Here is a 26,710-nt window from a genome sequence, read left to right as displayed (position 1 = left end):
ATCAGGTGTTGCGAGGACCCCTAGAAACCGCCCCTGCCGCACGAAAGGGCCCCGCGTGCGTTTCAGCGAGCGTCGTCGAGGGTCTGCTTGACGACGGTCAGGCAGTGGGCCATCACCTTGCCCATCGGCTCGGCCAGCTCGTCGGGGAGCACGTCGCGGGTCCAGAGCATGCGGCAACGGCGTTCGCCCTCGGGGACGATCTGCATCACCGCGTTGTCGTGCTCCGGCGCCACGGTGCCGCTGACGACCGAGTAGGTGATCCGGCGCACGTCGTCGTCGACCGAAACGCGCTTCTCCGTGACCACGGTGCCGTCGGCGAACGTGACCGTGCGGTGGTCGGCTTCGGCCGTGGTGTCCACCACCAGCCCCGGCGCCATGCGCGACGGCCCGGTGGCGAAGTCGCCGATCACCTTCCAGACGTCGTCGGCGCCGGCCTCGATCACGATCTCCTCGCTGATGTACGCCATGTGATCAGCCGACCAGGCAGAGCAGGTGACCCTGCGGGTCGGCGAGCACCGTCCACCCGTCGCCCGGCTGGAACTCGGGCTTGGTGGCGCCCAGGTCGAGCAGTTGCTTGACCGCGAGCTCGCGATCGGCGACCTGGAAGTCCAGGTGCGCCTGCTTGACGGGGCTCGGCCACGCCGGCGCCTCGTAGCCCTCCACCCGGACGAACGCGAGCTGGACGCCGCCGCCGCCGAGGTAGACGCAGTCCGGGTCGCTGAACGTCTCCTCCCACCCCGTGACGGCGCGGTAGAACTCGGCCAGCGGTCCGGGGTCGGCGCAGTCGAGGACGATCGTGGTGAGCTGGGCCAGTGCGGGCATGATGACTCCTCCGGTTCTCGTGCGCACCAGCCTCGCCCGGAGTCGCCGTGCGGTCTTGAAGATCCTTGCGGGAATTGTCAGACCCCCGGCCTACCCTGCCGGTGTGCTCTCGTTCGTCGACCTCGCGGCCCGTCCGGAGTTCACCGTCTCCGTGGTGAACTGCCGGGACGATCACCGCGGCTGGTCGGCCGAGACGCCGCGCTCGGACGTGCGGCTCGTGCTCGTGCACCGCGGTGGGTTCCGCCGCCGGGTCCGCGGTGTGCCCGCGGACCTCGACCGCACGGTCGGCTACGTCGGGCTACCGGGCGAGGAGGAGCAGTTCGCCCATCCCGCGGGCGGCGACGTGTGCACGTCGATCAGCCTCACCGCGGGCCTGTGGCGTGCCGTGGCGGGTGACGCACCCCGGCTGACCGGTTCGTCGCTGTACGTCGACGGCAGGCTCGATCTCGCCCACCGCAGGCTGCTGGCCGCGACCCGCTCCGGCGACTCGGCCGAGCACCTCGTCGGCCTGGTGGGGGAGGTCGTCGAGCAGATGGTGTCGACGCCCGTCCCCGCCGGAGCCGGTGCGGGTGACGCGGCGCTGGTGGCCAGGGCCCGCGACGTGATCGGTGCCGATCACCCCGCCGCGGAGGGCCTGATCCCGCTCGCCACGCTGCTGGGCGTCTCGCCGTACCGGCTCAGCCGTGCCTTCACCCGCGAGCTGGGGGTGTCGCTGACCCGCTACCGCAACCGGGTGCGCGTGGGCCGCGCGCTGGACCGGTTGGAGGGCGGCGAAACGAGCCTCGCCGGCCTCGCCGCCGATCTGGGCTTCGCCGACCAGGCCCACCTGTCGCGAACGGTGCGCGACCACCTGGGCCACACGCCGACAGCCCTCCGCAAACTGCTGTTCAGGGCCGCGGCGGTACCCGCTCGATGATCGTCGCCGTCCCCGGCGACCTGCCCTGCAACGTGATCACGTCACCCCGGATCAGATGCGCCCACGCCGGCGGCACGAACGGCCGCAGCCGCGCCGTCGCCCGTTCTCCCGGCCCCAGCACCGGCTTGGACTCGATCCACAACGCCGCCAGCCGCTGGTGCTTCCCCGTGACGTCCCACGTCGGCCGTTCTCCCCTGGCCTGCAACGGTTCCGCGTCGCGCCCGAGCACCAGCTCCACCCGCAGCACGCCCTGGATCGACTCCACGCACCGCCACTGGAACCAGGCCTCGTCCACGCCCATCTGGAGGGCGGCCTCGGCCAGCAGGGCCCAGTACCGCGGTGTCTGCCAGGTGTGGCCGTCGAACTCCCCCAGCAGGTCGAGAACCAGCTCCCACTCCTCGTGGTCGAGGTGGTCGAGCACGTCCTCGCTCTGCACCTCCGGGGGCACCATGCCCGCCGCGAACCGCAACAACTCACCGATCTCGCGGTCGTGTCTCCCCAACACCTCCGTATTCGATCACAGCCGCGGTTTCGGCCGCGGTCAGCCCGGCCGCGGTCAGCCCGGCCGCGGTCAGCCCGGCCGCAGCAGCGTGGCCGCCTCCGTCAGCAGTTCCTGGAACTCCCCGTCTTGCCAGGCCCCGTCGAAGAAGTCCTCGAGAATGCTGAGCGCGACCTCGAACTCGTTGTGGTCCAGGTACTCCTCGACGTCCGCACGCGACAGGCCCGCGTCACTGCGCGCGTCGTCCGGCACCAGCGCGACCGCGCGGCGCAGCAGCGGCTCGAAGTCAGTCATCGTCGCCCTTGACGGCGTTGCGCCGCCGGTTCAGGCCCAGAACGTCCAGCGCCGACACCAGGTCGTTCGCCACCAGCGCCCGCACCCCGTCCGGCAGCGGGCCGTGGTCCGGTGGCACGAGCGCCTTCTTGAAGCCGAGCCTCGCGGCCTCCGTCAGCCGCTTGCCGACGCCGTTGACCCGGCGGATCTCGCCGGCGAGCCCCACCTCGCCGAGCACCACCAGGTCGGCGGGCAGGGCGATCTCCCGTTCCGCGGAGGCCACCGCGAGCACCACGGCGAGATCGGCGGCGGGCTCGACCAGGCGCATGCCGCCCACCGTCGCGGTGAAGACGTCCTTCTGGAACAGGTTGACCTTGCCGCGCTTCTCCAGCACGGCCAGGGCCATCGAGATGCGCGCGGAGTCGAGGCCGCTGACCGCGCGGCGGGGCGCGGGCAGGTTCGTCTTGGCGACCAGGGCCTGCACTTCGCCGAGCATCGGGCGTTTGCCCTCGACGATCACCGTGACGCACGTGCCCTCGACGGCCTTCTCCCGGCGCGTCAGGAACAGGCCCGACGGGTCCGGCACGCCGATGATGCCGTCGTCGCGCAGCTCGAAGCAGCCGACCTCGTCGGCCGCGCCGTAGCGGTTCTTGATGCCGCGCAGCAGCCGCAGGCTGGAGTGCCGGTCGCCCTCGAACTGGAGCACGACGTCGACGAGGTGCTCCAGAACCCGGGGCCCCGCAACGGATCCGTCCTTGGTGACGTGCCCGACCAGCACCACCGGGAGGCCGCGTTCCTTGGCCATCGCGATGAGTCCTGAAGCGACGGTCCGCACCTGGGTGACGCCGCCCGGCACGCCCTCCACGCTCACCGTCGACATGGTCTGCACCGAGTCGACGATCAGCATCGACGGCTTCACCTGGTCGACCTGCCCGAGCAAGGCGCTGAGCTCGCTCTCGGCCGCCAGGTACATCTCCGGGTGCAGGTTGCCGGTGCGCTCCGCCCTCAGCCGCACCTGCCCCGCGGACTCCTCACCCGTGACGTAGAGGCAGCGGCCGTGGTTCTCCGCCCACCGGTGCGCGGTCTCGAGCAGCAACGTCGACTTGCCCACGCCCGGCTCGCCCGCCAGCAGCACGACCGCGCCCGGCACCAGGCCCCCGCCCAGCACCCGGTCGAACTCGCCCACGCCCGTCGACAGCGCCCGCGCCGACTCGATGTCGACCTCGCCGATCGGACGCGCCGCGGACGTCGGCGCACCGGCCACCACGCGGGTCACCGACGCCGTGCCACGTTCCTCGATGCTGCCCCACGCCTGGCATTCGGGGCAGCGGCCGAACCACTTCGCCACCTCGTGCCCGCACTCGGCACAACGGAAGATCGGCCGCGCTGTCTTCGCCACGGACCGAACGTTAGAGCACGGCACCGACAGAAACGCGAACCGCAGGTCAGGGCCCCGCCGAGAAAGTTCGAAGATTTTTTCGCCGACTTGTCGATCCGGCGTGGTGGCCGTTCGACGCATCAGTGGAAGGACACAACAGCCTGGAGGACACAGTGACCACCGCTACCGCGACCCAGACCCGCAAGTTCGCCCTCGGCCGCTACGCGACCGTCGTCACCCGCGTGCTGACCGGCCTGCTGTTCGCCACGACCGGCCTGAACGGCTTCCTGATGTTCATGCCCGCGCCGGACCCCAGCACCTTGGCGCCGGAAGGCGTGGCCTTCAGCGCCGCCCTCTACGCGACCGGGTACATGCTGCAGCTCGCGTCCGGCGTCCAGCTGGTGTCCGGCGTCCTGCTGATCATCGGCCGGTTCGTGCCGCTGGCGCTCGCGATGCTGGCCCCGATGGTCGTGAACATCTTCCTGTTCCACGTCTTCCTGGAGCCGAGCGGCACCGTCATGGCGGTGCTCGTCGTCGCAGCGGAGATCGGCCTGGCGTGGGCCTACCGCGACAAGTTCCGCCCGATGCTGAAGGCCGCGTGACCGCAGAACACGCGAAAACGCCGCCCCCTCACCGAGAGGGAGCGGCGTTTTTCGTGCAAGCGGAAAGTCAGTGGCCGCCGGTTCCGTGGCCCTCGCTGACGCGCTTGTGCTCGGACGGCGCGATCGGCACCTCGAGCGTGACCGAACCGGCCTTCTCGAAGAGGAACGTGACCTTGACGGTCTGCGCCGCCACGATCTCGCGGTTGATCTTCTTCAGCGTGCAGCGGACCTGCAGCACCTCGAGGTCGTCAGGAATCGCCGCAGACGACGAGGTCGGCGAGACCGAGGACGACCCGGTCGGGCGGCCGGACGACGACGCCGGAACACCGGACGACGACGCCGGAACGCTGGACGACGTCGGGGCGACCGACGAGGACGTCGGCGCGCCGGAGGTCGGCGACACCGACGAGGAAGGCGCGTGCGACGACGACGGGGCGTGCGCGGAGGACGACGGCGCGGAGGTCTTCGTCGGCGCCTTCGAGGGGTCGTACTCGGCCTGCAGCGCGTAGCGCGACGGGATGTCCTTGCCGCCCACGACCTCGGCCTCGCCCTCTGCGGCCTCGGACTTGATCGACAGCAGCTTGTCCGGGGTCTCGCCCGTGTTCGCGATGACGAAGGTCATCGGCACGGAGTCACCCTCGTGATAGCGGTTGCCGTCCGGCGGGAACGCCAGCATGACGTTGCGCACCGCGATCGGGCCCGCGTTTCCGCTCGCACCGTCGACGGCGGCGACCTGGGTGTCGGTCTGGGTGATCTGACCGGCGCTGCAGCCGACCGCCACCAGGCCGAGGCCCGCGGCCAGCGCTGCCGTCACGATCATCCGGCGAGACACTCCTGAGTTCACGGCTCCAGCGTCCTTCCTAGGGAACAACCACCAGGCAAAGAGCCTAACCGGGGCCCGAAAAGCGGACTCGACGTGGTGCCAATCGATCTTGACAAGCCCGTACGTTGCACGCGAACAGGTGGTTTGTCAACCCCCCGCATGGCCCTGACCAGCACTAACGGATCATCGAGCCGCGTTCGCGGCCTTGCCGGACGTGTTAGGATGGAGGAAGCGAAAGGGGCAGAGGACACATGGTTTTCAAGGTCGGAGAGACCGTCGTCTACCCGCACCACGGTGCCGCTCTCATCGAAGCAATCGAGACCCGCGTGATCAAGGGCGAGGAGAAGAAGTACCTCGTTCTCAAGGTTGCGCAGGGCGACCTCACCGTTCGGGTTCCCGCTGACAACGCCGAGATCGTCGGCGTGCGCGACGTTGTCGGCCAGGAAGGGCTCGACCGGGTCTTCGAGGTCTTGCGCGCTCCCCACACCGAGGAGCCGACCAACTGGTCTCGGCGGTACAAGGCCAACCTTGAGAAGCTCGCCTCCGGCGACGTGAACAAGGTTGCGGAAGTGGTGCGCGACCTCTGGCGGCGCGAGAAGGATCGCGGGTTGTCCGCCGGCGAGAAGCGGATGCTGGCGAAGGCGCGGCAGATACTGGTCAGTGAGCTGGCACTGGCCGAGGGCACCGACGAGGACAAGGCCGAGGTCCTCCTCGACGAAGTTCTCGCCACCGCGTCGTAGTTTTCCACAATCACACAGAGCATCGGATAACGCTGCAGACATGAGTGTTGTCGCGCTCGTGCCCGCGGCTGGGCGGGGTGAGCGTCTGGGCTACGGGATGCCCAAGGCGCTCGTGCCGGTCAACGGCGTACCGCTGCTGACCCGTGCCGTTCAAGGTCTGTTCGCGTCAGGCCAGGTTCAGCACGTCGTCATCGCCGCTCCACCGTCCGATGTGGATCTAGTGCACACCGCAACCGCCTCGCTGGCCCCGGCCGGCGGGGCGGTGCACGTGCTTTCAGGGGGCGCCGAACGCACCGACTCGGTGCGCCTCGCCCTCGAACACGCGCTCCGCGTGATTCCGGACACCTCGATCGTGCTGGTGCACGACGCCGCCCGTGCTTTCACCCCTCCCCAGGTGGTCGCCGACGTCGTGGCCGCGGTGCGCGACGGGCACGACGCCGTCATCCCGGTGCTTCCGGTGGCCGACACGATCAAGCAGGTGGACGAGGTCGGAGTTGTCGTCTCCACACCTGACCGGGCCGGTCTGCGGGTCGTCCAGACCCCGCAGGGTTTCCGCGCCGAGACTCTCAGAGCCGCCTATTGCTCCGGTATTGCCGCGACTGACGACGCTGGTCTCGTTGAGAAGAACGGCGGCAAGGTCCACACGGTTCCCGGGCACCCGCACGCCATGAAGATCACCACCCCGTTCGACCTCGCGGTCGCGGAAGCACTTTTCACCGGAGGCCAGCAGTGAGGATCGGCCAGGGCGTCGACGTCCACCCGATCGAGGCAGGTCGCGAGTGCTGGATCGCCGGACTGCTGTGGGAGGGCGTCGACGGTTGCGCGGGTCACTCCGACGGCGACGTGGCCTCCCACGCGCTGTGCGACGCGTTGCTCTCGGCCGCCGGCCTCGGTGACCTGGGCGCGGTCTTCGGCACGTCCGACCCGCGCTGGTCGGGCGCGCACGGAGTGGTTCTGCTCACGGAGGTCCGCCGCCTCATCGAGGAGGCCGGTTTCCGTGTGGGAAACGCCACAGTGCAGGTGATCGGCAACGAGCCGCGCATCGGCAAGCGCCGCGAGGAAGCCCAGAAAACGCTTTCCGAAGCCGTCGGCGGCCCCGTCTCGGTGGCAGGCACCACGACCGACGGACTCGGTCTCACCGGCCGGAACGAGGGAATCGCGGCGATCGCCACGGCGTTGTTGATCGCATGGCCACCCTCTCAGAACCACAGCGCGCTCTCCTAGACAGCGCGAACTACGCCACGGTCGCGACGCTCGCCAAGGACGGCAGCCCGCAGACCTCGGTCGTGTGGATCAAGCGTGACGGCGACGACGTGCTGTTCTCCACCGTCGTCGGCCGTGCGAAGGAACGTCACCTCAGGCGTGACCCGCGGGTGAGCATCACCGTGATCGACAAGGACAACCCGTACCACTACACGGAGTTCCGCGGTGAGGCGTCGATGACCACCGAGGGCGGCGACGACCTCATCCACGAGCTGGCGCGCAAGTACACCGGCGACGACTACAAGGGCGACGTCGGCACGGACAACGTACGCGTGATCGTCCGCGTGAAGGTGTCGAAGACCACCGGCAACCTCTAGTCCGGCAGCTTCAGCACGGCCGTGCCGCCGTCGAGGTCGATCCGGCTTCGCGGCGGCGGCGCGCCGTCTCCCTCGTCGTCACGACGCTGCCGTTCTTCCTTGCGGTGTTCCAGTTCGTCGCGCTTGCCGCCCTCGAACGTCGCCCCCAGCTCGTCGAAGCTGATCGTCGCGAGCGGCGTTCCGCCCTTCTTGCGCCGCACCACCCACTCGATCACGGCCAGCACGAACAAGATCGTCACCAGGCCCGGCAACGACATCGCCCACAGCATCCCCACCGTCATGTCCTGGTGAACTCCCGGCACGGCGGTGTGGTTCCCGCCACTACCATCGCAGGGGTGCCCAAGTACGACGTGTGCCTCTCCTTCGCCGGCGAAGACCGTGACTACGTCGAAGAGGTGGCCCGCCATCTCACCGATCTAGGCGTCTCCCGCTTCTACGACACCGACGAGCAGGCCGATCTGTGGGGCAAGAACCTGGTCGAGCACCTCGACCAGATCTACCGCAAGGACTCGCGGTTCTGCGTGATGTTCATTTCCCGGGCCTACGCGCAGAAGATGTGGACCAAGCACGAGCGCCAGGCCGCGTTCGACCGCGCGCTCGTCTCCGACACCGAGTACGTGCTGCCCGCGCGGTTCGACGACACCGAGATCCCCGCGCTGCGGGTCGGCACGGGCTACATCGACCTGCGCCACCGCACTCCGCGCGAGCTGGCCGCGATGATCGCGGCGAAGGTGGGGGTCGCGACCGGCGCACCGGAGCCGGGCTGGGAGTACCAGCTGTTCGCCGACACCGTCGCGCTGCACATGGGCAAGCTCGGCGACAAGCAGATCAGCCACGAGCTGGGTGAGGTCACCCCTGGCCGCACGATCACCGCGGACACCGACGCGCTCGACAACTACCGGGCGCGCGCCCGAGTGTTCGACGAGATCGTCAACCGCCTCGGGGAGCTGCTCTCGCCAGGCAAGCAGCAGTGGGCGTTCGGGCCTGCCGGACGGCCGGGCGATCGAGACCGGATCCGGCTGCTCGCCAACCGCTTCGTGGAGGCGTACGAGGAACTGCTCGACTGGGCAGCCGAACTGCGCGGCACCACGCCGCCGGAGCGCTTTCGCGTGCTCTACGAACTGACCGCCCGCCTCGCCGACCAGCCGCTCAAGCAGGTCGAGGCCTTCGTGGCCGAGCTCACGGCCGCCACCGAGCGCAATGCGGGCGACCTGCACCTCGTCCTCACCTACGACCCCTCGCCGGTCGCGGCCGAGCTCGAAAAGGTCCAGACCACCTAGCGGCGGAGAACGTAGAGTCGGCAGCGTGACGATCCACGCCGCGCTCTTCGACTTCTCCGGCACGCTCTTCCGGCTCGAGCACCCCGAGCTGGCGTCCAACGCGGACCTGATGCGTGCGCTCACCGCCCCGGTCGGTATCGCCGACGACATGGATCCCGAGCTCGTCGACGCGTGGTTCCGCCGCGACCTCGACCCGGACGTCCACCGCTGGGTGCACGTCCGGGTGCTCAACGACGCGAACGTGCCGAGCGCCGAGGCGCTCTACGACCAGCTGATCGACGCGGAGTCGTGGCAGCCCTACCCGGACACGAAGGCGGCGCTGGAGCACCTCGCCGACATCCCCGTCGCGGTCGTCAGCAACATCGGCTGGGACATCCGCCCGGTGTTCGAGCGGTTCGGCCTGACGCACCTCGTGGACGAGTTCGTGCTCTCCTACGAGGAAGGCGTGATCAAGCCGGACCCGAAGATCTTCACGACCGCGTGCGAACGGCTGGGCGTCGACCCGCGCAACGCCGTGATGGTCGGGGACAGCGAGGAGGCCGACGGCGGCGCGGAGGCCATCGGTTGCGCCTTCCGGCTTGTCAATCCGGTTCCGACGAGTGACCGGCCCACTGCTCTTTTGGATGTGGCCCGTACCATTCCCGTGTGAGCCTCCACATCTACGACACGGCGAGCCGGAGCATGCGGGAGTTCCACCCGCAGGTCAACGGAACGGCGTCGATCTACGTGTGTGGGGCGACCGTGCAGGGCATCCCGCACATCGGGCACGTCCGCAGCGGCCTGAACTTCGACGTCCTCCGGCGCTGGCTCGCCCGCGACGGCGCCGACGTCACGCTGGTCCGCAACGTCACCGACATCGACGACAAGATCCTCACCAAGGCCGCGGAGCACGACCGGCCGTGGTGGGAGTGGGCGTACACGCACGAGCGCGCCTTCGAGGAGGCGTACGACGCGCTGGGCTGCCTGCCGCCGTCGTACGCGCCGCGCGCCACCGGCCACATCACGCAGATGGTCGAGCTGATGCAGCGCCTGATCGACAAGGGCCACGCCTACGACGTCGACGGCGACGTCTACTTCGACGTGCGCTCGTTCCCCGAGTACGGCGCGCTGTCCGGCCAGAAGCTCGACTCGGTGGAGCAGGGCGAGGCCGCGGTGCGCGGCAAGCGCGACGCGCGCGACTTCACGCTGTGGAAGGCCGCGAAGCCCGGTGAGCCGTCCTGGCCGACGCCGTGGGGCAACGGCAGGCCCGGCTGGCACCTCGAGTGCTCCGCGATGGCCACGACGTACCTCGGCAGCACGTTCGACATCCACGGCGGCGGGCTCGACCTGATCTTCCCGCACCACGAGAACGAGCAGGCCCAGTCGCGCGCGGCCGGCGACGGCTTCGCCAACTACTGGATGCACAACTACTGGGTGACGCTGTCCGGCGAGAAGATGGCCAAGTCGCTCGGCAACACCGTGTCCATCCCGGCGATGCTGAACAAGGTCCGCGCGCAGGAGCTGCGGTACTACCTGGTCACGCCGCACTACCGCTCGCACATCGAGTACTCCGAGGGCGCGCTGGACGAGGCGGTGACGGCGTACGGCCGCATCGAGTCGTTCCTGCGGCGCGTCGTCGAGCGCGTCGGGCAGGTGGAGCTCCGCGGCGACATGTGCCCGGACTTCGTCGTTGCGATGGACAACGACCTGAACACCCCGCAGGCCGTGGCCGCGCTGCACAACAAGGTGCGGCAGGGGAACACGGCGCTCGCCGACGGCGACCACGACGCGGCCCGCGAGGCCGCCGAGTGCGTGCGCCGGATGGCCGACATCCTCGGCGTCGACCCGTTGTCGCCGAAGTGGGACGACGTCTCCGCTGCCGACCTCGGCATGCGGCAGGCGTTGACCACGCTCGTGGATCGGCTGCTCGTCGAGCGCCAGGAAGCCCGCAAGAGCAGGGACTTCGCGCGTGCTGACACGCTGCGCGACCAGCTGCTGGAGGCGGGCATCGCCGTCGAGGACACCCCCGACGGTCCGCAGTGGACGTTGAAGGACGACTGACTTCCGTGGCTGGCAACTCCAAGCGCAAGGGCGCGATGCGCAATCCGGGCTCGAAGAAGGGCGCGGTCGTCGGCTCCGGCGGGCAGAAGTCCAAGGGGCTGCAGGGCAAGGGCCCGACTCCGAAGGCGTCGGACCGCCCGAACCACCCGGCCTACAAGCGCGCCAAGGCGGCCGCGAAGACCGAGGCGGTCAAGCAGCAGCGCCGGCAGAAGGTCGAGAAGGCCCAGGCCGAGACCGTGGCGGGCCGCAACCCCGTCGTGGAGTGCCTGCGCGCGGGCACGCCGGCGACGGCGCTGTACGTGGCGCTGGGCATCGACGCGGACGACCGCGTGGCCGAGGCCGTGCGCCTGGCCGCCGACCGGGGCATCTCCGTGCTGGAGGTGGCCCGCGGTGAGCTCGACCGGATCACCGGCGGCGCGATGCACCAGGGCCTCGGCCTGCAGGTGCCCCCGTTCGACTACGCCTCCCCCGACGAGCTGCTCGAACTGGCGCAGCGCGCCGGCGAGCCGCCGCTGCTGGTGGCGCTGGACGGCGTGACGGACCCCCGCAACCTGGGTGCCGTCGTGCGCTCGGCGGCGGCGTTCGGCGCGCACGGCGTGGTGCTGCCGCAGCGGCGCAGCGCGTCGATGACGGCGGTGGCGTGGCGGACCAGCGCGGGCACGGCGGCCAAGCTGCCGATCGCGATGGCGACGAACCTCACCCGCACGCTGCGTGACTGGGCGGAGGCGGGCCTGATGATCGTGGGCCTGGACGCGGACGGCGACGTGGACGTCGACGGTCTGGACCTCGCGACCGGTCCGCTGGTCGTGGTCGTGGGCTCCGAGGGCCGCGGTCTCGGCCGTCTGGTGAAGGAGACGTGCGACCAGACCGTGTCGATCCCGATGGCCACGGGCGTCGAGTCGCTCAACGCGTCCGTCGCGGCGGGTGTCGTGCTGGCCGAGATCGCGCGGCGCCGCCGGGTCGCGGCCAGGGGCTGACGCAGCTGACGTTATCGGTCGGTTCACGACGCCAATGGCGTCCATTCCCCGACGTTAGTGATCGTTTTCCTGCCCGCTGAACCGGTTTCGGTGCGGCGGGCGGGAAACGGCGGTCTCCGCTCTTGCCAGAAGTGTGCGAGTGACTGCCATGACAAACGGCGTGGCCTATTACCCGACGCTCCCGAGCGCGGGTACGTTCTCCTGTGGTCGCCAATTGCCAGTTCTGCGAGCATGAGTCGGAGCGGGTTGCACCGGTTGGCCGAGCTGATGACACCCGTTTGGCACCAGTTGACACAGACTGTGACCATTTGGGGTCCAATCAGGCGAACCCGAGGTCAACTGTGAAGAAGATCAGCCCTGCGTTTCGCTATTGTAACTACTTTAGGTAACTGGTCTGCTCCGTTTAGGTACACACTGTGGTAGGACAGACGTTGAACGGTCAGGCAGCTTCTACCGTGATTGTCGATAGAAATTGATTACCACCGGCGGGGGCGACGTGACTCGGCGTAGAGCGAATCAGGACGTGCTGATTCGCCGCGCGCGGGGCGCGGCTCGCCGAGGTCTCGCATGACGACGCGCGGCGCGCTCCGCGACCTCATGGGTTTGCGTGAGTTCCGCGCCATGTGGATCGGTTCGACCACTTCGACCGTCGGTGACCAACTCGCGGCAGTGGCATTGTCACTGCTCGTGTTCGAACGAACACAATCCGCTGCCTGGACCGCGCTCACCTGGTCGCTGACGCTCTTCCCACCACTGATTTCAGGTCCGTTGCTCGGCTGGGTCGCCGACCGCTTCCCACGACGCACGGTAATGGTCACGACGGCGTGGTCACAGGCCGTGCTGATGGGCGCGATGGCCATTCCGGGCATGCCGCTCTGGGCCATGATCGTGCTGCTGGTGGTGGTGCTGGCCATCTCCTCGCCGTACCTCGCGGCCCAGGAGGCGAGCCTCCCGCACGTCCTACCGGCACACCGCTACGACGACGGCGTGGCGCTCTTCGGCACGTCTGTCGACATAGCTCAGATGGCGGGCCTCGCCGCCGCCGGCTTCCTCGTGGCCCACACGAGCCCCGGCGTGGCGCTCGCGATCAACGCCGGCACGTTCGCCCTCCTGGCGATCCTCGTGCAGGTGTCCGTGCAGCACCGGCCGGCCGCCGATCCGCTGGGCCGCAAGAAGAAGGACGACGAGCCGCGCGGCGCGCTGACGCTGATGGTGTCGGATCCGCGCCTGAGGACACTGCTGGGCGTCCGGCTGCTCGCGGGCCTCGCGATGGTCCCGGAAGGACTCGCGGTCCCGCTGGCGGCGAGCCTCAACGCGGTGTGGGCGGTGGGCCTGATCCTGGCCATCGAACCCGCGGCGAACGTCCTGGGCGTGGCGCTGCTCTTCCGTCTCGTGCGAGATCCGGCGAAACGTGAACGGCTGATCGGTCCTCTTGCGATCCTGTCGCTGGCGCCATTGATCATGTTCGCGTTCAACCCGAACCTGACGTGGACGATCGTTTTGCTGGTGATTGCCGGTATAGGCGGTGCTTATCACACGCCGGCTCGTTCGGCGTGGATGCGGCTGCTACCGGACCAGTACCGAGGAAGGGCTTATGGCATCGGGCGCGCGGCGCTGCGTTCGAGCCAGGGCGGAGGAATGGCGCTGGCCGGTGTCGTCGCCCATTCGGTCGGATCGATCACAGCAACGATCGCAGGAGCGGGCGGTATCGGACTGCTGCTGGCGACACAGGCCACCATCGCGTGGCGCCGCGCTCGCGGTCGCAACGACTCGAAGGCGGTGGCAATCTGAAACAGAACGGTCACCAATAGCGATATCCGTTGTAAGGGGCACCAGACGATCAAGGTGCACGATTGGAAGCGGTTCGAGGAAGGCGGAGTCAGAAGTCACGGTTGCACATGGAAGGCACCTCCTCGTTGCGACGAGCAGCAGCGCGGTAGGTCTACGACCTGGTCAGCGGCGGCTTTGCTCATGATTGCCATGAGCGTAGGGGGTCGTGGTGAAGAACAGTTTGACTGATCGCGGGCGATCGCGGGTACTCGGCTTGACTCCGATTCGCAACTGGGACCTTTGGACCGTTGCGCCTAGTGCGATCGCGTACTTTTTCGTGCTCGAAGCAGCCGTCGCGGCGGCCTCCGTTTGGCTGCTCACCAAGCTGACCGCGGTCTCCCCCGCGGACTGGCTCCGCTTCGGCGCGATCATCGCCGCCATCACGATTCACCTGACCGTGGTACGCAGAGCGGAAGAGGCCCGCCGCAACGAGGCCTCCGGCCCCCACATCGACCTGACCTCGGTCTGGACCTTTGCCGCGGCCGTGGCCCTACCGGGCGGGCTGGCCGTGATCGCCACGATCTGGATGCGCATCCTGATCCAGCCCATCGCCCGCCGCCAGCCCTACCGCTTCGTCTTCGGCACCGCCTCGATGCTGGCCTCGACCCTCCTGTCGTGGGCAGTCGTCCACCTTTCGGGTGTTTCTCTGGCAGCCACCGGAAACGTTCCGACCGACCTCGGGCTGGTGCTTGTTCTCGCAATCACCGCGGTTCTCTACTGGTTCATCCAGGTGATGACGGTCGCCGTGGCGTTCAAAATCGTCACGCCGAACTCCAAGGTCCTCGACTTCCTCGGTTCCAAAGTCGACAACATGCTGGAGATGAGCACCCTCGGCGCCGGCGCCATGCTCGGCATGCTGATGACGTCGCACTGGGTGGGCCCGCTGCTGCTGGTCGTCCCGGTGATCCTGGTGAACGCCCTGCTGTCGCGAGCGGGAGAACGCCGGGCCCACCTGGAACGCCTGCTGCGCGAACAGGAACAGCTCCATCAGCGCCTGGCCGCCGACGCCCACACCGACTACCGGACGGGCCTGCTCAACACCAACGGCCTGGCCGAGTACGCGGGCCGCCTGGCCGAACGCTGCCGCATCGACGGCGAACCGATGACCGTCCTGGTCATCGATCTCGACCACTTCAAGCGCATCAACGACACCTGGGGCCACCCGGCTGGCAACGCCGTCCTGGCCGAGGTGGGCCGCATCCTGCGCGAGAAGCTCCGCCCAGGCGACGTGGCCGGCCGCGACGGCGGCGAGGAGTTCGTGGTCGCGCTGAAGGACACCCCGGTGGCCCAGGGCGTGACGATCGCCGAACGCATCCGCGAGGCCATCGGCTCGCTGGCCGTCCCGACGACCGACAAGCACCGCAACGTCGTCACGCTCTACGGCCGTGAGATCCAGCCGCCGGAGCCGGAGGGTGCGACGCTGCAGGCGATCTCCGCCTCGATCGGCGTGGCCGTCATCCCGGACAACGGCCCGGACATGGCCACGGCCCAGCACTCGGCGGACGCGGCCCTCTACAAGGCCAAGGAGAACGGCCGCAACCAGGTCCGCGTGGCGGGCCTGGACATCCCGCCGCGCCTGATGCCCGCGCCGCGCGCGGACGACATCACCAAGCCGATCACCACGCGCACGGCCTGAGGTCTCACCCCAGCGCCATCCGGGCATAGGCCCGGACATCGGCATCCGTGTCGTCGAGCGCCCGCTTCAGCGCCAGCACGACCCCCGGATCGGTCCTCCACCGCTCCAACGCCCGCACGGCGGCCTTGCGGACGTCCAGGTTGGGATCATCGAGCAGCCCGGCGACGAGCTGGGGATCGTCGAGCGCCCTGGCCACGCCGACGCGCACCTCCCAGGCCGGGTCGTCGATCAACCCGGCCGCCCGCTCGTGCAGCGCGGGCGGCCAGCCGACCCGCCCTGCCGCTTCCAGGGCCGCGGCCCGGACCAGCACGTCCGAATCACCGGAAAGTGCGACGAGCACACCCACGTCGGTGATTCCCTTCGCGACCTGCACCCGCAACTCCCGAGCCGGATCGGCGGCCGCGACCGCCAGCAGCGCGTCCTCCCTCAACGCGACCAGTCCTCGAACGGCGGCCAGCCGCACCTCGATGTCCGCCGACTCCAGCCCCGCCGCGTACAGCTCGGCCGTCCCGAGCTTCAGCGCCCACAGCACTTCCAGGGCCACGGCCCGTGCGGGCGAGCGCTCCAGGGCCTCGCGCAGTGCGTCCGACGCGGGCACCACCTCGACCAGCTCCCGCAACCCCGCAGCGGCGGCGTCCCGCACCCCTTCGTCCGCCATCGCCCGCACCAGCGCGAACTCGAACCCGGCCGGCACCGCCTCGGTCAGCACGGACACGGCGGCCCTGCGCACCGTGACGTCCGGGTCGACGAGGTACGGCTCCAGCACCGCGAGCGTCGGCTGCGAGTCCACCAGCGACAGCACCTCCAGCACCCGTCCGGACTCGACCACCACCTCCTCGGCAGCAGAGGAAGCCGACACCGACGCCGCCGACACCGACCGCACCCCGAGGAACTCGACCGATCCGGCCCGGTGCGCAATCCCGTCGACGGGCACCAGGTACTCCGCGACCGGCCGCTTGATGAACTCCATCTCCCCGGCAGCGTTCTTGCGGAGGTTCAGGTGGTGGAACCACCGGGTGTCGTCCCGCTCGGGAAGATCGACTCGCGAGTGGTAGAGCCCCCACCGCGACTCGTCCCTCATCAACGACGACGCGGCGGCCATCTCCGCGCAGTCCCTGATGAACGACACCTCGACGCACCGCATGAGCTCGTGCGGCGACCGCGCCCCCATTTCCGCGATCTCCGCCGACATCCGGTCGAACGCCTCCAGCGCGAGCGACAGCTTCGTGGCCGTCTTGGGCGGTGCCACGTAGTCGTTCACGAACCGGCGCAGCTTGTACTCGACCTGGGGCTGCGGCGGCCCGTCCGGGTTGCGCGAGTGCCGGAAGATCAACTCGGCCGCCTCCGCCACCTGCTCGGCGGGCAACGGTTGTCCGGCAACGAAGTTCTCGGCCGCGTGCGCCCCTGCCAGGTCGCCGAACACGAACGCGCCGATCATGTAGTTGTGCGGCACGCACGCCAGGTCACCGGCCGCGTACAACCCCGGCACCGTCGTGCACCCGTTCTCGTCGACCCACACCCCCGAAGCCGAATGCCCGCCGCACAACCCGATCTCCGAGATGTGCATCTCGATGTCGTGGGTCCGGTAGTCGTGCCCGCGTCCACTGTGGAACGTCCCGCGCGATGGCCTCTCGGTGGAGTGCAGGATCCCTTCCAGCGCGGAGATCGACTCCTCCGGCAGGTGGGTCGTCTTCAGGTAGATCGGCCCGCGCGCGGAGGCGATCTCCGCGGCCACCTCGGCCATCATCTGCCCCGACCAGTAGTCGCAGTCGACGAACCGCTCCCCCAGCGCGTTCACCTGGTACGCGCCGAACGGGTTGCCCACGTAGGCGCAGGCCGGCCCGTTGTAGTCCTTGATCAGCGGGTTGATCTGGAAGCACTCGATCCCGGACAGCTCGGCCCCGGCGTGGTAGGCCATCGAGTAGCCGTCACCGGCGTTCGTCGGGTTCTCGTAGGTGCCGTAGAGGTAGCCGGAGGCGGGCAGCCCGAGCCGGCCGGAAGCGCCGGTCGCCAGGATCACCGCCCCGGCCGACACCGTCACGAACTCACCGGTCCGCGTGTTGAACCCGGCCGCGCCGACCGCACGCCCCTCCGACACGAGCACCCGCACCGGCATGACGCGGTTCTCGATGCGCAACCGCTCGCGCAACCGGCGTTCCCGCATGACCCGGTAGAGGACCTTCTTGACGTCCTTGCCCTCCGGCATCGGCAGTACGTAGCTGCCCGACCGGTGCACCTGGCGGACGTGGTAGTCGCCGAACGAGTCCTTCTCGAACTTCACGCCGTAGCGCTCAAGTCGTTGCACCATCTCGAAACCACGCGTAGCGGTCTGCATGATGGTGCGCTGGTTGACGATCCCGTCGTTGGCACGGGTGATCTCGGCGACGTAGTCCTCCGGCCGCGCCTTCCCGGGGATCACGGCGTTGTTGACGCCGTCCATGCCCATCGCGAGCGCACCGGAGTGCCGCACGTGAGCCTTCTCCAGCAGCAGGACGTCACGCCCAGCCTCGGCCGCGGTGATCGCGGCCATCGACCCGGCCGTGCCGCCGCCGATCACCAGGACGTCGCAGGACAACTCCACCGTCATGCCTTCACCGCCGCGAGAATCGCGTCGCGCCGGCGTTCGACCTCACCCGCGCCGAGCACGACCACGCGGTCGCCCAGCAGCACGGCCTCGTCGACGTCGTGCGTGACGAACAGGGTTGTGGTGCCGGACAGCACCTCGGTCACCAGCTCCTGCATCGACGAGCGCGTCTGGGCGTCCAGTGCGCCGAACGGCTCGTCCATCAGCACCACGGACGGCTGCTGCGCCAACGTCCGGGCCAGCTGCACGCGTTGGCGCATGCCACCCGACAGCTCGCGCGGCAGGTGGTCCTCGAAGCCGGCCAGCCCGACGCGCTCCAGCCACTCCGCCGCCCGAGCACGCCGAAGCGAGCGCGGAACCCCTTGCAGGGCAAGTGGAAGCTCGACGTTGCGCAACGCGGTGCGCCACGGCAGCAGCCCGTCCTCCTGGAACACCAGCGCCCGGTCCCGCGACGGCCCGCGCACCGCGACCCCGTCCACGGAAATGGCGCCGGAGAACGGGATCAGCCCGGCGACCGCGCGCAACAGGGTCGACTTGCCGCACCCGGAAGGCCCTGCCACCACCACGAACTCACCGTCGGCCACCGACAACGAGAAGTCCGACAACACCGCGGACCTGCCGTAGCCGACGGTCAGCGAACGCACGCTCAGGCTCATCGCAGTGCCTCCCGCGGCAGCCACCGCGTCACGCGGCGGCCCAGCAGCTCGACAGCGGCGGAGGTCAGGTAGCCGAGCAGGCCGATGGTGATCATGCCGACGATCACGCCGGGGTAGTCGACGACCGTGTAGGCCTGCCAGGTGCGGTACCCGACGCCGAACTGGCCGGAGATCATCTCGGCCGAGATCACGCAGATCCACGCCACGCCCATCCCCACCGACAGGCCGCCGAAGACGCCGGGCAACGTGCCGGGCAGCACCACGCGGACCAGCACCTGGACCCGCGACCCGCCCATCGTGCGGACCGCGTCCTCCCAGATCGTCGGCAACGCGCGCACCGCGTGCCTGGTCGACACGAGGATCGGGAAGAACGCCGCGATGAAGGTGATGAACACGATGCCCTGCTCGTCGGTGGGGAACAGCAGAATCGCGATCGGCACCAGCGCGATCGCCGGAATCGGCCGCACGACCTCCAGCGGCGGCCCCAGCAGGTCGCCCAGCCACGTGGCCCGCGCGATCAGCACGCCCAGCGCGATGCCCAGGACCGCGGCCAGCAGAAACCCGGTCATGATCCGCGCCAGGCTGTTGCCCAGGTCGTGGTAGTACTCGACGCCGCCGATCTGCGTCACGAACCGTTCCGCCACCTCCACCACGGTCGGCAGCTGGTCGAACCGCAGCCACGCCCGCGCGTCGGACGCGGTCAGCACCTGCCACAGCACCAGAACGGCCGCCAGCGAGCCGATCCTCAACGCCCAGCGCATCACTTGCCCGCCAAGGACAACGCCTGCTGGAACGTCAGCACCTGACCGCGCTTCGCCGCGGCCGCCTCGGTCGTGAACGGCAGCAGGTCGGCACCGGACCGCACCCAGAACGCGTGCTCCGCGAACCACCGCGTGCCCGTCTCGGCGTCCGGCACGTACCCGACCCGCGGCTTCTTGCCGCTGGAGTTCACGAGCTTCAGCAATGCCGTCGGCGAGGCAACGGCCTGCGGCTGCTCGCCGTCGAACCACACCTCGCTCGCGACCTTCGGGTCACCGCCGAGCGAAGCGGGGTTCGTCAGGTCCTCTGTCGGCTCCACGACGTCTTTCAACGGCTTGTCGTCGATGAACTTGTCGACGTCGAGCTCGTCGATGTTGCCGATGGACTTGAGGAACGGCACGTCCTCCTTCAACGCCTTGCGCAGCACCGGCTTCAGCGACAGGTCGAACGTCGCGATCCCGTTCGGCCCGTTGTAGAGGTAGACGACCTCGACGGGCAGGCCGGTCGCCTTGGCGACGATTTCCGCGGCCTCGAGTGGCCTGGTGTGCAGGAACTTCGTCGCGTCGAGCTGCGCACGCAGGAACTCCCGCAGCACCTCGGGTTGCTGTTGTGCGAAGGGATTGCGCACGACGGTCCCGTGCAACGTCGGCAGGTTCAGCGCGGCACCGTCGTAGAGCAGCTTGGCCTGCTTCTGGTGCACCAGCAGTCCCGGCCACGCCACGAACTGCGCCAGCGCCTGGACGTTGCCCGACTGCAGGGCAGAAGCACCCACCGACGGCTGCTGGTTCTCCACGGTCACCTTCGTGTCGCCCAATGCCCGCACCAACGTCCCGTGCCCGGCCGACCCGACGCTCGCGGACACCTTCTGCCCGGCCAGGTCCGCCAGCGCCCTGGCGGGTGAGCTGGGCGGCACCACGACCATGTTCAGCGCCCCGCGGGCGTTGTAGCCGGTCACCGCGACCATCCGGGTGCCATCATCACCCTGCTTCTGCGTGCGGGATCCGTTGATGAGCAACGGGAAGTCGCCCATCGACCCGATGTCGATCTTCCCGGCGATCATCTGCGCGGTGATCGGCGCACCGGTGTCGTAGTCCTGCCACGTCACCTTGTAGGTCTTGCCGGTCTTCCTGCCGAGCTCGGTGAGCCGTTGCTCGAAGAACCCCTTGTCGCGCAACAACGTGCCCGCGGTGACGGTGTTGATGGTCTTGGACTGGTAGCCGATGACGACCGGGACCTCGCCACCGGAAGCCGCTTCGCCCGTTCCGCACGCGGCGAGCAGAAGAACTGTGGACAGAAGAACTCGCTTCACCAGTTTTCCTTTCACCGCAGGAGGTAGGGCATGTTGATGGTCACCGCACCCGTGGGGCAGCGAGCGGCGCACGGCCCGCAATACCAGCACTCGTCCACGTGCATGTAGGCCTTGTTGGTGTCCGGATTGATGGCCAACGAGTCGAGCGGGCACATGTCAACGCACAGCCGGCAGCCGTCGATGCACTTGGATTCGTTGATCGTCACCGGTACGTCGGCACGGTTGTTGACCAGAGCCATGACTCAACTCCAGGTGAATGTGGTGGGGAATATGGGGTTTTAGCGACAGATTTCGGCGCGCATGGTCAGCCGATCACCGCGCATGCGAATGAACTCCAGATCGACCGGGCGTCCTGAAGCGAAATGACTGAGGCGTTCGACCACCATCAGTGCCGCCCCGCGCGGCACCTCCAGCACGGTCGCGGAGTGCAGGTCGGCGTTCACGGCTTCCAGCGCCATCGAGGCCGTGCCCAGCCGCTGGCCGGACGTCTGCTCGATCAACGAGAAGATGTCGCGGTTGACGAGGTCCTCGTCGAGCAACGGTTCCCCGACGTCCAGCGCGAGATAGGTGAGGTCCAGCGACAACGGCAGTCCGTTCAGCCGCCGCAGCCGCTCGACGTAGACGACGTGGGCGTCTGCGGGCAGCTGGAGCCGTTGGGCGACGGACGAAGGCGCCCGGATCACGGTCGCCGCCCGCACGTCGTTGGTGACTTCCCCGTGTTCGTGCAGGGTTTCCGCGAGGCCCATCAGCTGGTTCAGCCCGTGCTCGACCTTGTCCGCCACGACCACCGTGCCCACCCCGGGCACGCGGTCGATGAGGCCTTCCTCGCGCAGGAGTTCCAGCGCCTCACGAATGCTGTTGCGGGACACCGAGAACTCGGCCGCGAGAAATCGTTCGTCCGGCAGCACACCGTCGGGAAACGCACGGCGCACCACCTGCTGGCGGATCACGTCGGCGGCCTGGCGCGCCCGGTCGGCGCGCAACCGCCGCTCGGTTCGCTGGCTGCTGCTCATGGCCCACAGCATGGACGGCGAACGACGATCAGTTTGTTTCGAGCGTGTTACGCCACCTGGTCAGCGCGCTGTGCAGGGAAAATTCGGCAGCTACGCCAGTCCATCAGGTGGAACGGCGCTGAACGGCCCCGATACCTCGGCATACGAGGTATATCACGAAGCTCACCGCCGTGACGAGAGCGGAAACCGGAAGGCCGGGTTGCAGCGAGAGAAGAATGCCGCCGACGGCCGCGACCTCGGCGAAAACAACGGAAAGAACCGTCGCCCGCAACGGCGAGGCGGTGATCCGCATGGCGGCCGCGGCTGGCGTGATCATCAACGCCAGCACCAGCAGCGCGCCGACGACCTGAACGCTCAGAGCGGTCGCCACACCGACCAGCACGGCGAACACGATCGACAGCGACCGCACCGGAACTCCGCGCGAGATCGCCACGTCCGGGTCGACCGAGGCGAAGAACAACGGCCGGTAGATGAACGCCAGCACGGCGAGCACCGCCACCGACGAGACCACCAGCAGGCTGAGGTCCGTCGAGTCGACCCCGACGATCTGCCCGGTCAGCAGGCCGAACTTGTTCGCCGCCCGTCCCTTGTAGAGGGCGAGCATCAGGATGCCCATGCCGAGCCCGAACGCGAGGATCGCGCCGATCACCGAGTCGCGGTCGTTCTCCCGCCGCGACAGCACGCCGAGCAGCACCGCGGCGATGATCGATCCCGCCAGCGCGCCGTAGCCGACGCCGATGCCGAGCAGCAGTGCGGCCGCACCACCGGTGAACGCCAGCTCGCTCGTGCCGTGGACGGCGAACGCCATCTTGCGGGTCACGATGAACGGGCCGAGCACCCCGGCGACGAGGCCGAGCACGGCAGCCGCGATCAACGCGGTCTGCACGAAGTCGAGCTCCAGCAGGTCGAAGATCGTCACGACGCTGCCTCCGTCGCGAGGTGGTGGGTCTGCTCCTCGCAGGCACCGGCCCCGACGACCAGGATCTGGTCGCGCACCCGGACGACCTCGACGGGCGTGCGGTAGAGCTCGGACAGCGTCCGGGAGTTCATGACCTCGTCCGGCGTGCCGACCCGGAAGCGCCCGCCGACGAGGTAGAGGACCCGATCCACCAGCGGCAGCACCGGGTTCAGCTCGTGCGTGACGAACAGGACGGCCGTGTTGGCCTCCCGCCGTCGCTTGTCGATCAGCTCGGAGACCACGCGCTGGTTGGCGAGGTCCAACGAGAGCAGCGGTTCGTCGCAGAGCATCACGGCCGGGTCGCCGACGAGCGCCTGGGCGACGCGCAGCCGTTGCTGCTCACCGCCGGACAGCAGGCCGATCGGCTCGTCCGCGTACCGCGTGGCGCCGACGGACGCGATGGCCGCGTCGACGCGGATCCTGCGCTCACGGCGGTGGCGCAGGCCGAGGCCCCACCGATAGCCGTCGAGGCCGAGACCCACCAGGTCGCGGCCGCGCAACGTCATGGACTGGTCGAGCGCTCGCTGCTGCGGGATGTATCCGATGGCCTGGTTGCCGCCGGCGACCGTGACCGTGCCCGACGACAGCGGCTGCAGTCCGAGCAGCACCCTCATCAGGCTGGTCTTGCCGGACCCGTTCGGACCGAGGACCGCCAGGAACTCACCGGGCTCGACGTCGAGGTCGAGCCCGTCCCACAACACCCTGTCCCCGTAGGACAGGCGGGCCCCGCGCAGCGAGATCGCGGTCATGCCTTGAGCGCCTGCGACAGCGCGTCCACCTGCTTGCTCATCCAGTCAAGGTAGCTGGTCACGCCCGCGGGCAGCGTCTCGGTGACCTGGACGACCGGCACACCCGCCGCCTTGGCCTTCTCCACGACCTGCTTCGTGACCTGGTTCTCGGTCTGGGTGTTCTCCACCAGCACGTTGATCTGCTTGCCGTCGACCAGCTGGTTCATCGACGCGAGTGCGGCGGCCGGCACGTCCGACTCCTCCTCGATCGCCTTGCTGAACGCCTCGGGCGTGACGTCCTCGGCCTCGGTCTCGTCGATCAGGTAGTGCGCGATCGGCTCGGTGGCGGCGACCTTCTTGCCCTTGCCGATGCCGTCGACCTTCGTCTCCAGCTCCTCGAGCTTCGCGCTGAAGTCCGCGGTGTTCTTCTCGAACGTCGTCTTCTTGTCCGGCGCGATGGCACCGAGCTCGTTCGCGGCCGCCTCGGCCACCGCGCGCACGGTGTGCAGGTCGTACCAGACGTGCTCGTTCTCTTCGTGGTCGTGGCCGTCCGCGGCCGCGCTGGTGGGCGTCGTGCTGGTGGGCGTCGTGCTGGTGGGCTCGGCGTGGTCGTGCTCGCGCAGCGGGAACGCCTCGATCTTCTTGGTGGCGTCGCTCGTGATCAGCTTGGCGAAGAAGTCGTCGTAGCCGCCGCCGTTGAACACGACCAGCTTGGCGTCCTTGACCAGCGCGGCGTCCGCGGGCTTGCTCTCGTACGAGTGAGGGTCGGCGCTCGGGTCGTCCAGCAACGCCTTGACCTCGACGGCGTCCCCACCGACGGCCTTGATCACGCTGCCCCACACGTTCGTGGACGCGACGACCTGGATCTTGCCGCTGTCCGAGGACGGGGTGTTCGTCGTGCCGCAGGCGGCCAGGCTCACGACGGCGAGAGTGCCGACCAGAGCGTTGCGGAGAGTCATCACGCCATCCCTCGATCAGGTAATGGAAACCGTTGTCGAGTTCAGTTTACGACACGAAAAAGCCCCCGACTGTCACGCCGGGGGCTTTCGCGTGTGACTCACGCCTCCAGGCGCTCGCCCGATTCGGGGTGGAACAGGTGGATCTCGCTGTGGTCGCGGACCGCGACCTTGACGTGCTGGCCCAGGGTCGGCGGCGTGCGGCCGTCGACGCGGACCACGAAGCGCTGCGACGAGTCACCGATCTTCACCGCACCGTGCACGAGCGCGTCGGCACCGAGCTCCTCGACCAGCTCGACCGTCATCTCCATGCCCTCCTCGTTGGAGGACACGATGCCGAGCGCCTCCGGCCGGATGCCGAAGGTGACCTCGTCCAGACCACCGGCGGCGTCGAGCGCGGCCCTGCTCAGCGGCACGATGATGCCGTCGAGCTTCGCGCCCTCCGACGTGATCGGCACGGTCTTGAGGTTCATGGCCGGCGAGCCGATGAAGCCCGCGACGAACGCGTTGGCCGGGCGGTCGTACAGCGCGCGAGGCGTGTCGCACTGCTGCAGCAGACCGTCCTTGAGCACCGCGACCCGGTGCCCCATCGTCATGGCCTCGACCTGGTCGTGCGTGACGTAGATCGTCGTGGTGCCGAGCCGCTGCTGCAGCGCCGCGATGTTCGCACGGGTCTCGACGCGCAGCTTCGCGTCCAGGTTGGACAGCGGCTCGTCCATGAGGAACACGGACGGCTCGCGCACGATGGCGCGACCCATCGCGACACGCTGCCGCTGACCACCGGACAGCGCCTTCGGCTTGCGGTCCAGGTACTTGGTCAGGTCGAGCATCTTGGCGGCCTCGTCGACCTTCGCCTTGATCTCGGCCTTGTTGACGCCGCGGAGCTTGAGCGCGAAGCCCATGTTCTCCGCGACCGTCATGTGCGGGTAGAGCGCGTACGACTGGAACACCATGGCGATGTCCCTGCCCTTCGGCGGCACGTTCGTGACGTCCTTGCCACCGATGTGGATGGCACCCTCGTCGACGTCCTCGAGGCCCGCGAGCATGCGCAGCGCGGTCGACTTGCCCGAACCGGACGGGCCGACCAGCACCAGGAACTCGCCGTCGCTGACTTCGAGAGACAGCTCGTCGACCGCGCGGACCGGCGGGTTGCCGGAGAACACGCGCGACGCCTTGACGTAGGACACCTCTGCCATGTGACGCACCTTTCACCGCTTGTCTGGGCGCGACGTTAGGCATTGCAAGCGCTTACGGGAACAGACGTAAGCGCTTACGTTTCAGGCGCGTGAACGTAAGCGCTTACGTCCCGCCGTGCTGACGCAGAGGGACGCAGAGGGACGCAGAGGGACGCAGAGGGACGCAGAGGGACGCAGAGGGACGCAGAGTTGCCACAGAACGACACAGACTGGCATAGTTGATGACAGAGACCTGATCTCACGGCGCCTAGGCTTCGGCCGAACGCCACATCCTAGGGCCGCTCTTTCGTGGAGCGGCCTTAGCGCTATCTTCGGGTCGGTGCACCTCTGCTACCTCGATGAATCCGGCGGTTCCGAGCCACCTGACCAAAGCCCGAACGCCACGCCCGTGATGGTCATCCTGGGCCTGATCATCGATGCCAGCCTCGTTCCCGCGCTCACTCGCGACTTTCTCGCACTGAAGCGTCGACACTTCCCCGGCCGGTTCCCCACCGGCCCTGCGCTGAACCACGTGCTCACTGAGATCAAAGGCAGCGAGCTGCTGCAGATGACCCGCAGCGACTCACGGAACAAGCGCCGCCAGGCCCACATCTTCCGCCTGGAGTTGCTCGACCTGGTCACACGTTACGACTGCAAGGTCGTGGGGCGTGTGTGGGTCAAGGAAAAGGGCAAGAGCCTCAAGGTGACTGCCAGCTACTGCTATGCAGTGCAGGACATTTCACTCCACTTCAGCCAGTTCCTGCTCGCCAACCGCTCACACGGCCTGCTCATCGCGGACGGCCGCACCCAGGCTCAGAACATCCAGGTCGCGCACTCGGTCTTCACACAGAAGTGGCGAACCGGTGGAGATCCATATCCGCCGATGCTGGAGGTGCCGTTGTTCGCGCACAGCGACAACCACGTCGGCCTGCAGATCGCGGATCTGATTGCCAGCACGCTGGTCTTCCCGATGGCGGCAGCCGGGTACTGCACTCAGGCGCGAACCTTGGCGCATTCGTCGCCTCGGTACAAGGAAGTCACAAAGGCGCACGGCGAGGCGCTGAAGGACCTCCAGTTCCGCTATCGCGACGAGACCGGCCGCTGGAGAGGCGGTCTCGTCGTGAGCGATCCGGTTGGGAAGCGTCCCGGCTCAGCGCTGTTCGGCGACTGAACCGG

At 68.7% G+C, this 26,710-nt stretch carries 30 protein-coding genes; 13 read left to right on the top strand and 17 right to left on the bottom strand.

What is annotated here, in order from left to right:
- Positions 1–62: 62 nt before the first annotated feature.
- Together IEZ09_RS38395 and IEZ09_RS38390 are read right to left on the bottom strand one after the other, a co-directional pair.
- Positions 63–467 carry an SRPBCC family protein gene (locus tag IEZ09_RS38395; RefSeq protein WP_189258760.1) on the bottom strand — a complete coding sequence of 135 codons (405 nt, stop codon included), beginning with the start codon at positions 465–467 and terminating at the stop codon, positions 63–65.
- Positions 468–471: 4 nt separating this feature from the next.
- Complete coding sequence (locus IEZ09_RS38390; RefSeq protein WP_189258759.1) at positions 472–822, bottom strand: VOC family protein; 351 nt, start codon at positions 820–822, stop codon at positions 472–474.
- A gap of 103 nt (positions 823–925) precedes the next feature.
- Between IEZ09_RS38390 and IEZ09_RS38385 the strand changes: the two genes are divergently transcribed.
- Positions 926–1,738, top strand: coding sequence for a helix-turn-helix domain-containing protein (locus IEZ09_RS38385; protein WP_189258758.1), 813 nt, complete (start codon positions 926–928; stop codon positions 1,736–1,738).
- Here the strand turns inward: IEZ09_RS38385 and IEZ09_RS38380 are convergent.
- The 3 genes from IEZ09_RS38380 to radA form a co-directional block, all read right to left on the bottom strand.
- Entirely contained in the window at positions 1,710–2,240 is a 531-nt protein-coding gene (locus IEZ09_RS38380) for a hypothetical protein (RefSeq protein WP_189258757.1), read from the bottom strand. The genes IEZ09_RS38385 and IEZ09_RS38380 overlap by 29 nt on opposite strands.
- 69 nt (positions 2,241–2,309) lie before the next feature.
- Positions 2,310–2,531, bottom strand: coding sequence for a hypothetical protein (locus tag IEZ09_RS38375; protein ID WP_189258756.1), 222 nt, complete (start codon positions 2,529–2,531; stop codon positions 2,310–2,312).
- On the bottom strand, positions 2,524–3,909 hold the full coding sequence (gene radA / locus IEZ09_RS38370; protein WP_229813327.1) for a DNA repair protein RadA: 1,386 nt from the start codon (positions 3,907–3,909) through the stop codon (positions 2,524–2,526). Before radA ends, IEZ09_RS38375 begins: the two co-directional genes overlap by 8 nt.
- A gap of 152 nt (positions 3,910–4,061) precedes the next feature.
- Here radA and IEZ09_RS38365 point away from each other — a divergent pair, with 152 nt between their 5' ends.
- Positions 4,062–4,490 (top strand): DoxX family membrane protein, encoded by a 429-nt coding sequence (locus IEZ09_RS38365; protein ID WP_189258754.1) that lies wholly within the window; start codon positions 4,062–4,064, stop codon positions 4,488–4,490.
- Positions 4,491–4,557: 67 nt separating this feature from the next.
- Here IEZ09_RS38365 and IEZ09_RS38360 read toward each other — a convergent pair whose 3' ends face one another.
- Positions 4,558–5,334 (bottom strand): hypothetical protein, encoded by a 777-nt coding sequence (locus IEZ09_RS38360; protein ID WP_189258753.1) that lies wholly within the window; start codon positions 5,332–5,334, stop codon positions 4,558–4,560.
- 230 nt (positions 5,335–5,564) lie between these two features.
- On the opposite strand from IEZ09_RS38360, the gene IEZ09_RS38355 reads away from it, so the two are divergent.
- The 4 genes from IEZ09_RS38355 to IEZ09_RS38340 are packed head-to-tail and all read left to right on the top strand — an operon-like array spanning position 5,565 to position 7,633.
- Positions 5,565–6,053 carry a CarD family transcriptional regulator gene (locus tag IEZ09_RS38355; protein ID WP_065915127.1) on the top strand — a complete coding sequence of 163 codons (489 nt, stop codon included), beginning with the start codon at positions 5,565–5,567 and terminating at the stop codon, positions 6,051–6,053.
- A gap of 40 nt (positions 6,054–6,093) precedes the next feature.
- Positions 6,094–6,786, top strand: coding sequence for a 2-C-methyl-D-erythritol 4-phosphate cytidylyltransferase (gene ispD / locus IEZ09_RS38350; protein ID WP_189258752.1), 693 nt, complete (start codon positions 6,094–6,096; stop codon positions 6,784–6,786).
- Positions 6,783–7,277 (top strand): 2-C-methyl-D-erythritol 2,4-cyclodiphosphate synthase, encoded by a 495-nt coding sequence (gene ispF, locus IEZ09_RS38345; RefSeq protein WP_189258751.1) that lies wholly within the window; start codon positions 6,783–6,785, stop codon positions 7,275–7,277. The genes ispD and ispF overlap by 4 nt, the downstream gene beginning before the upstream one ends.
- On the top strand, positions 7,241–7,633 hold the full coding sequence (locus tag IEZ09_RS38340; protein ID WP_189258750.1) for a PPOX class F420-dependent oxidoreductase: 393 nt from the start codon (positions 7,241–7,243) through the stop codon (positions 7,631–7,633). The genes ispF and IEZ09_RS38340 overlap by 37 nt, the downstream gene beginning before the upstream one ends.
- Here IEZ09_RS38340 and IEZ09_RS38335 read toward each other — a convergent pair.
- Positions 7,630–7,914, bottom strand: coding sequence for a DUF6191 domain-containing protein (locus IEZ09_RS38335; protein WP_189258749.1), 285 nt, complete (start codon positions 7,912–7,914; stop codon positions 7,630–7,632). The two genes, IEZ09_RS38340 and IEZ09_RS38335, sit on opposite strands and share 4 nt — an antisense overlap.
- Before the next feature lie 54 nt (positions 7,915–7,968).
- On the opposite strand from IEZ09_RS38335, the gene IEZ09_RS38330 reads away from it, so the two are divergent.
- The 6 genes from IEZ09_RS38330 (at position 7,969) to IEZ09_RS38305 (ending at position 15,396) form a co-directional block, all read left to right on the top strand.
- Positions 7,969–8,913 (top strand): toll/interleukin-1 receptor domain-containing protein, encoded by a 945-nt coding sequence (locus IEZ09_RS38330; RefSeq protein WP_189258748.1) that lies wholly within the window; start codon positions 7,969–7,971, stop codon positions 8,911–8,913.
- 25 nt (positions 8,914–8,938) lie between these two features.
- On the top strand, positions 8,939–9,562 hold the full coding sequence (locus tag IEZ09_RS38325; protein ID WP_189258747.1) for an HAD family hydrolase: 624 nt from the start codon (positions 8,939–8,941) through the stop codon (positions 9,560–9,562).
- Entirely contained in the window at positions 9,559–10,953 is a 1,395-nt protein-coding gene (cysS, locus tag IEZ09_RS38320) for a cysteine--tRNA ligase (RefSeq protein ID WP_189258746.1), read from the top strand. Before IEZ09_RS38325 ends, cysS begins: the two co-directional genes overlap by 4 nt.
- A 5-nt stretch (positions 10,954–10,958) precedes the next feature.
- Positions 10,959–11,930 (top strand): 23S rRNA (guanosine(2251)-2'-O)-methyltransferase RlmB, encoded by a 972-nt coding sequence (gene rlmB / locus IEZ09_RS38315; RefSeq protein WP_189258745.1) that lies wholly within the window; start codon positions 10,959–10,961, stop codon positions 11,928–11,930.
- A gap of 567 nt (positions 11,931–12,497) precedes the next feature.
- Positions 12,498–13,721: an MFS transporter gene (locus IEZ09_RS38310; protein ID WP_189258744.1), complete on the top strand. Its 1,224-nt coding sequence runs from the start codon at positions 12,498–12,500 to the stop codon at positions 13,719–13,721.
- A 316-nt stretch (positions 13,722–14,037) separates the two neighbouring features.
- Positions 14,038–15,396, top strand: coding sequence for a GGDEF domain-containing protein (locus IEZ09_RS38305; RefSeq protein ID WP_229813326.1), 1,359 nt, complete (start codon positions 14,038–14,040; stop codon positions 15,394–15,396).
- 4 nt (positions 15,397–15,400) lie between these two features.
- On the opposite strand, the gene IEZ09_RS38300 is transcribed toward IEZ09_RS38305, so the two are convergent.
- From IEZ09_RS38300 to IEZ09_RS38255, 10 genes are all read right to left on the bottom strand, one after another.
- Positions 15,401–17,983, bottom strand: coding sequence for a fumarate reductase/succinate dehydrogenase flavoprotein subunit (locus tag IEZ09_RS38300; RefSeq protein WP_189258742.1), 2,583 nt, complete (start codon positions 17,981–17,983; stop codon positions 15,401–15,403).
- Positions 17,980–18,636: an ABC transporter ATP-binding protein gene (locus IEZ09_RS38295; RefSeq protein ID WP_189258741.1), complete on the bottom strand. Its 657-nt coding sequence runs from the start codon at positions 18,634–18,636 to the stop codon at positions 17,980–17,982. Before IEZ09_RS38295 ends, IEZ09_RS38300 begins: the two co-directional genes overlap by 4 nt.
- The gene (locus IEZ09_RS38290) at positions 18,633–19,397 is read right to left on the bottom strand and encodes an ABC transporter permease (RefSeq protein ID WP_189258740.1); all 765 of its coding nucleotides are present in this window, start codon (positions 19,395–19,397) and stop codon (positions 18,633–18,635) included. The genes IEZ09_RS38295 and IEZ09_RS38290 overlap by 4 nt, the downstream gene beginning before the upstream one ends.
- The gene (locus IEZ09_RS38285) at positions 19,397–20,704 is read right to left on the bottom strand and encodes an ABC transporter substrate-binding protein (protein ID WP_189258739.1); all 1,308 of its coding nucleotides are present in this window, start codon (positions 20,702–20,704) and stop codon (positions 19,397–19,399) included. Before IEZ09_RS38285 ends, IEZ09_RS38290 begins: the two co-directional genes overlap by 1 nt.
- Positions 20,705–20,715: 11 nt before the next feature.
- Complete coding sequence (locus IEZ09_RS38280; protein WP_189258738.1) at positions 20,716–20,943, bottom strand: 4Fe-4S dicluster domain-containing protein; 228 nt, start codon at positions 20,941–20,943, stop codon at positions 20,716–20,718.
- Between the two features lie 39 nt (positions 20,944–20,982).
- The gene (locus IEZ09_RS38275; protein WP_229813325.1) at positions 20,983–21,717 is read right to left on the bottom strand and encodes a GntR family transcriptional regulator; all 735 of its coding nucleotides are present in this window, start codon (positions 21,715–21,717) and stop codon (positions 20,983–20,985) included.
- A 103-nt stretch (positions 21,718–21,820) separates the two neighbouring features.
- The gene (locus IEZ09_RS38270; protein WP_189258736.1) at positions 21,821–22,636 is read right to left on the bottom strand and encodes a metal ABC transporter permease; all 816 of its coding nucleotides are present in this window, start codon (positions 22,634–22,636) and stop codon (positions 21,821–21,823) included.
- Complete coding sequence (locus tag IEZ09_RS38265) at positions 22,633–23,424, bottom strand: metal ABC transporter ATP-binding protein (RefSeq protein ID WP_189258735.1); 792 nt, start codon at positions 23,422–23,424, stop codon at positions 22,633–22,635. The genes IEZ09_RS38270 and IEZ09_RS38265 overlap by 4 nt, the downstream gene beginning before the upstream one ends.
- Positions 23,421–24,362: a metal ABC transporter solute-binding protein, Zn/Mn family gene (locus tag IEZ09_RS38260; RefSeq protein ID WP_189258734.1), complete on the bottom strand. Its 942-nt coding sequence runs from the start codon at positions 24,360–24,362 to the stop codon at positions 23,421–23,423. Before IEZ09_RS38260 ends, IEZ09_RS38265 begins: the two co-directional genes overlap by 4 nt.
- 98 nt (positions 24,363–24,460) lie before the next feature.
- Positions 24,461–25,555, bottom strand: a complete 1,095-nt coding sequence (locus tag IEZ09_RS38255; protein WP_189258733.1) for an ABC transporter ATP-binding protein — start codon at positions 25,553–25,555, stop codon at positions 24,461–24,463.
- 319 nt (positions 25,556–25,874) lie between these two features.
- Between IEZ09_RS38255 and IEZ09_RS38250 the strand changes: the two genes are divergently transcribed.
- Positions 25,875–26,705 (top strand): DUF3800 domain-containing protein, encoded by an 831-nt coding sequence (locus tag IEZ09_RS38250; protein WP_189258732.1) that lies wholly within the window; start codon positions 25,875–25,877, stop codon positions 26,703–26,705.
- The last annotated feature ends 5 nt before the right edge of the window (positions 26,706–26,710 follow it).

It is taken from the genome of Lentzea flava (genome assembly GCF_014648475.1).
Classification (GTDB): Bacteria; Actinomycetota; Actinomycetes; order Mycobacteriales; family Pseudonocardiaceae; genus Lentzea; species Lentzea flava.
This window is presented reverse-complemented; position numbering and strand designations above follow the sequence as displayed.

Bases quoted from the DNA above. Each gene is read 5' to 3' on its own strand.
- IEZ09_RS38300 (WP_189258742.1), bottom strand. From the start codon at position 17,983: ATGACGGTGGAGTTGTCCTGCGACGTCCTGGTGATCGGCGGCGGCACG.
- IEZ09_RS38340 (WP_189258750.1), top strand. From the start codon at position 7,241: ATGGCCACCCTCTCAGAACCACAGCGCGCTCTCCTAGACAGCGCGAAC.
- IEZ09_RS38290 (WP_189258740.1), bottom strand. From the start codon at position 19,397: ATGCGCTGGGCGTTGAGGATCGGCTCGCTGGCGGCCGTTCTGGTGCTG.
- IEZ09_RS38295 (WP_189258741.1), bottom strand. From the start codon at position 18,636: ATGAGCCTGAGCGTGCGTTCGCTGACCGTCGGCTACGGCAGGTCCGCG.
- IEZ09_RS38280 (WP_189258738.1), bottom strand. From the start codon at position 20,943: ATGGCTCTGGTCAACAACCGTGCCGACGTACCGGTGACGATCAACGAA.
- IEZ09_RS38355 (WP_065915127.1), top strand. From the start codon at position 5,565: ATGGTTTTCAAGGTCGGAGAGACCGTCGTCTACCCGCACCACGGTGCC.
- IEZ09_RS38260 (WP_189258734.1), bottom strand. From the start codon at position 24,362: ATGACTCTCCGCAACGCTCTGGTCGGCACTCTCGCCGTCGTGAGCCTG.
- IEZ09_RS38390 (WP_189258759.1), bottom strand. From the start codon at position 822: ATGCCCGCACTGGCCCAGCTCACCACGATCGTCCTCGACTGCGCCGAC.
- IEZ09_RS38275 (WP_229813325.1), bottom strand. From the start codon at position 21,717: ATGAGCAGCAGCCAGCGAACCGAGCGGCGGTTGCGCGCCGACCGGGCG.
- IEZ09_RS38395 (WP_189258760.1), bottom strand. From the start codon at position 467: ATGGCGTACATCAGCGAGGAGATCGTGATCGAGGCCGGCGCCGACGAC.
- IEZ09_RS38255 (WP_189258733.1), bottom strand. From the start codon at position 25,555: ATGGCAGAGGTGTCCTACGTCAAGGCGTCGCGCGTGTTCTCCGGCAAC.
- IEZ09_RS38265 (WP_189258735.1), bottom strand. From the start codon at position 23,424: ATGACCGCGATCTCGCTGCGCGGGGCCCGCCTGTCCTACGGGGACAGG.
- IEZ09_RS38375 (WP_189258756.1), bottom strand. From the start codon at position 2,531: ATGACTGACTTCGAGCCGCTGCTGCGCCGCGCGGTCGCGCTGGTGCCG.
- ispD (WP_189258752.1), top strand. From the start codon at position 6,094: ATGAGTGTTGTCGCGCTCGTGCCCGCGGCTGGGCGGGGTGAGCGTCTG.
- IEZ09_RS38335 (WP_189258749.1), bottom strand. From the start codon at position 7,914: ATGACGGTGGGGATGCTGTGGGCGATGTCGTTGCCGGGCCTGGTGACG.
- IEZ09_RS38310 (WP_189258744.1), top strand. From the start codon at position 12,498: ATGACGACGCGCGGCGCGCTCCGCGACCTCATGGGTTTGCGTGAGTTC.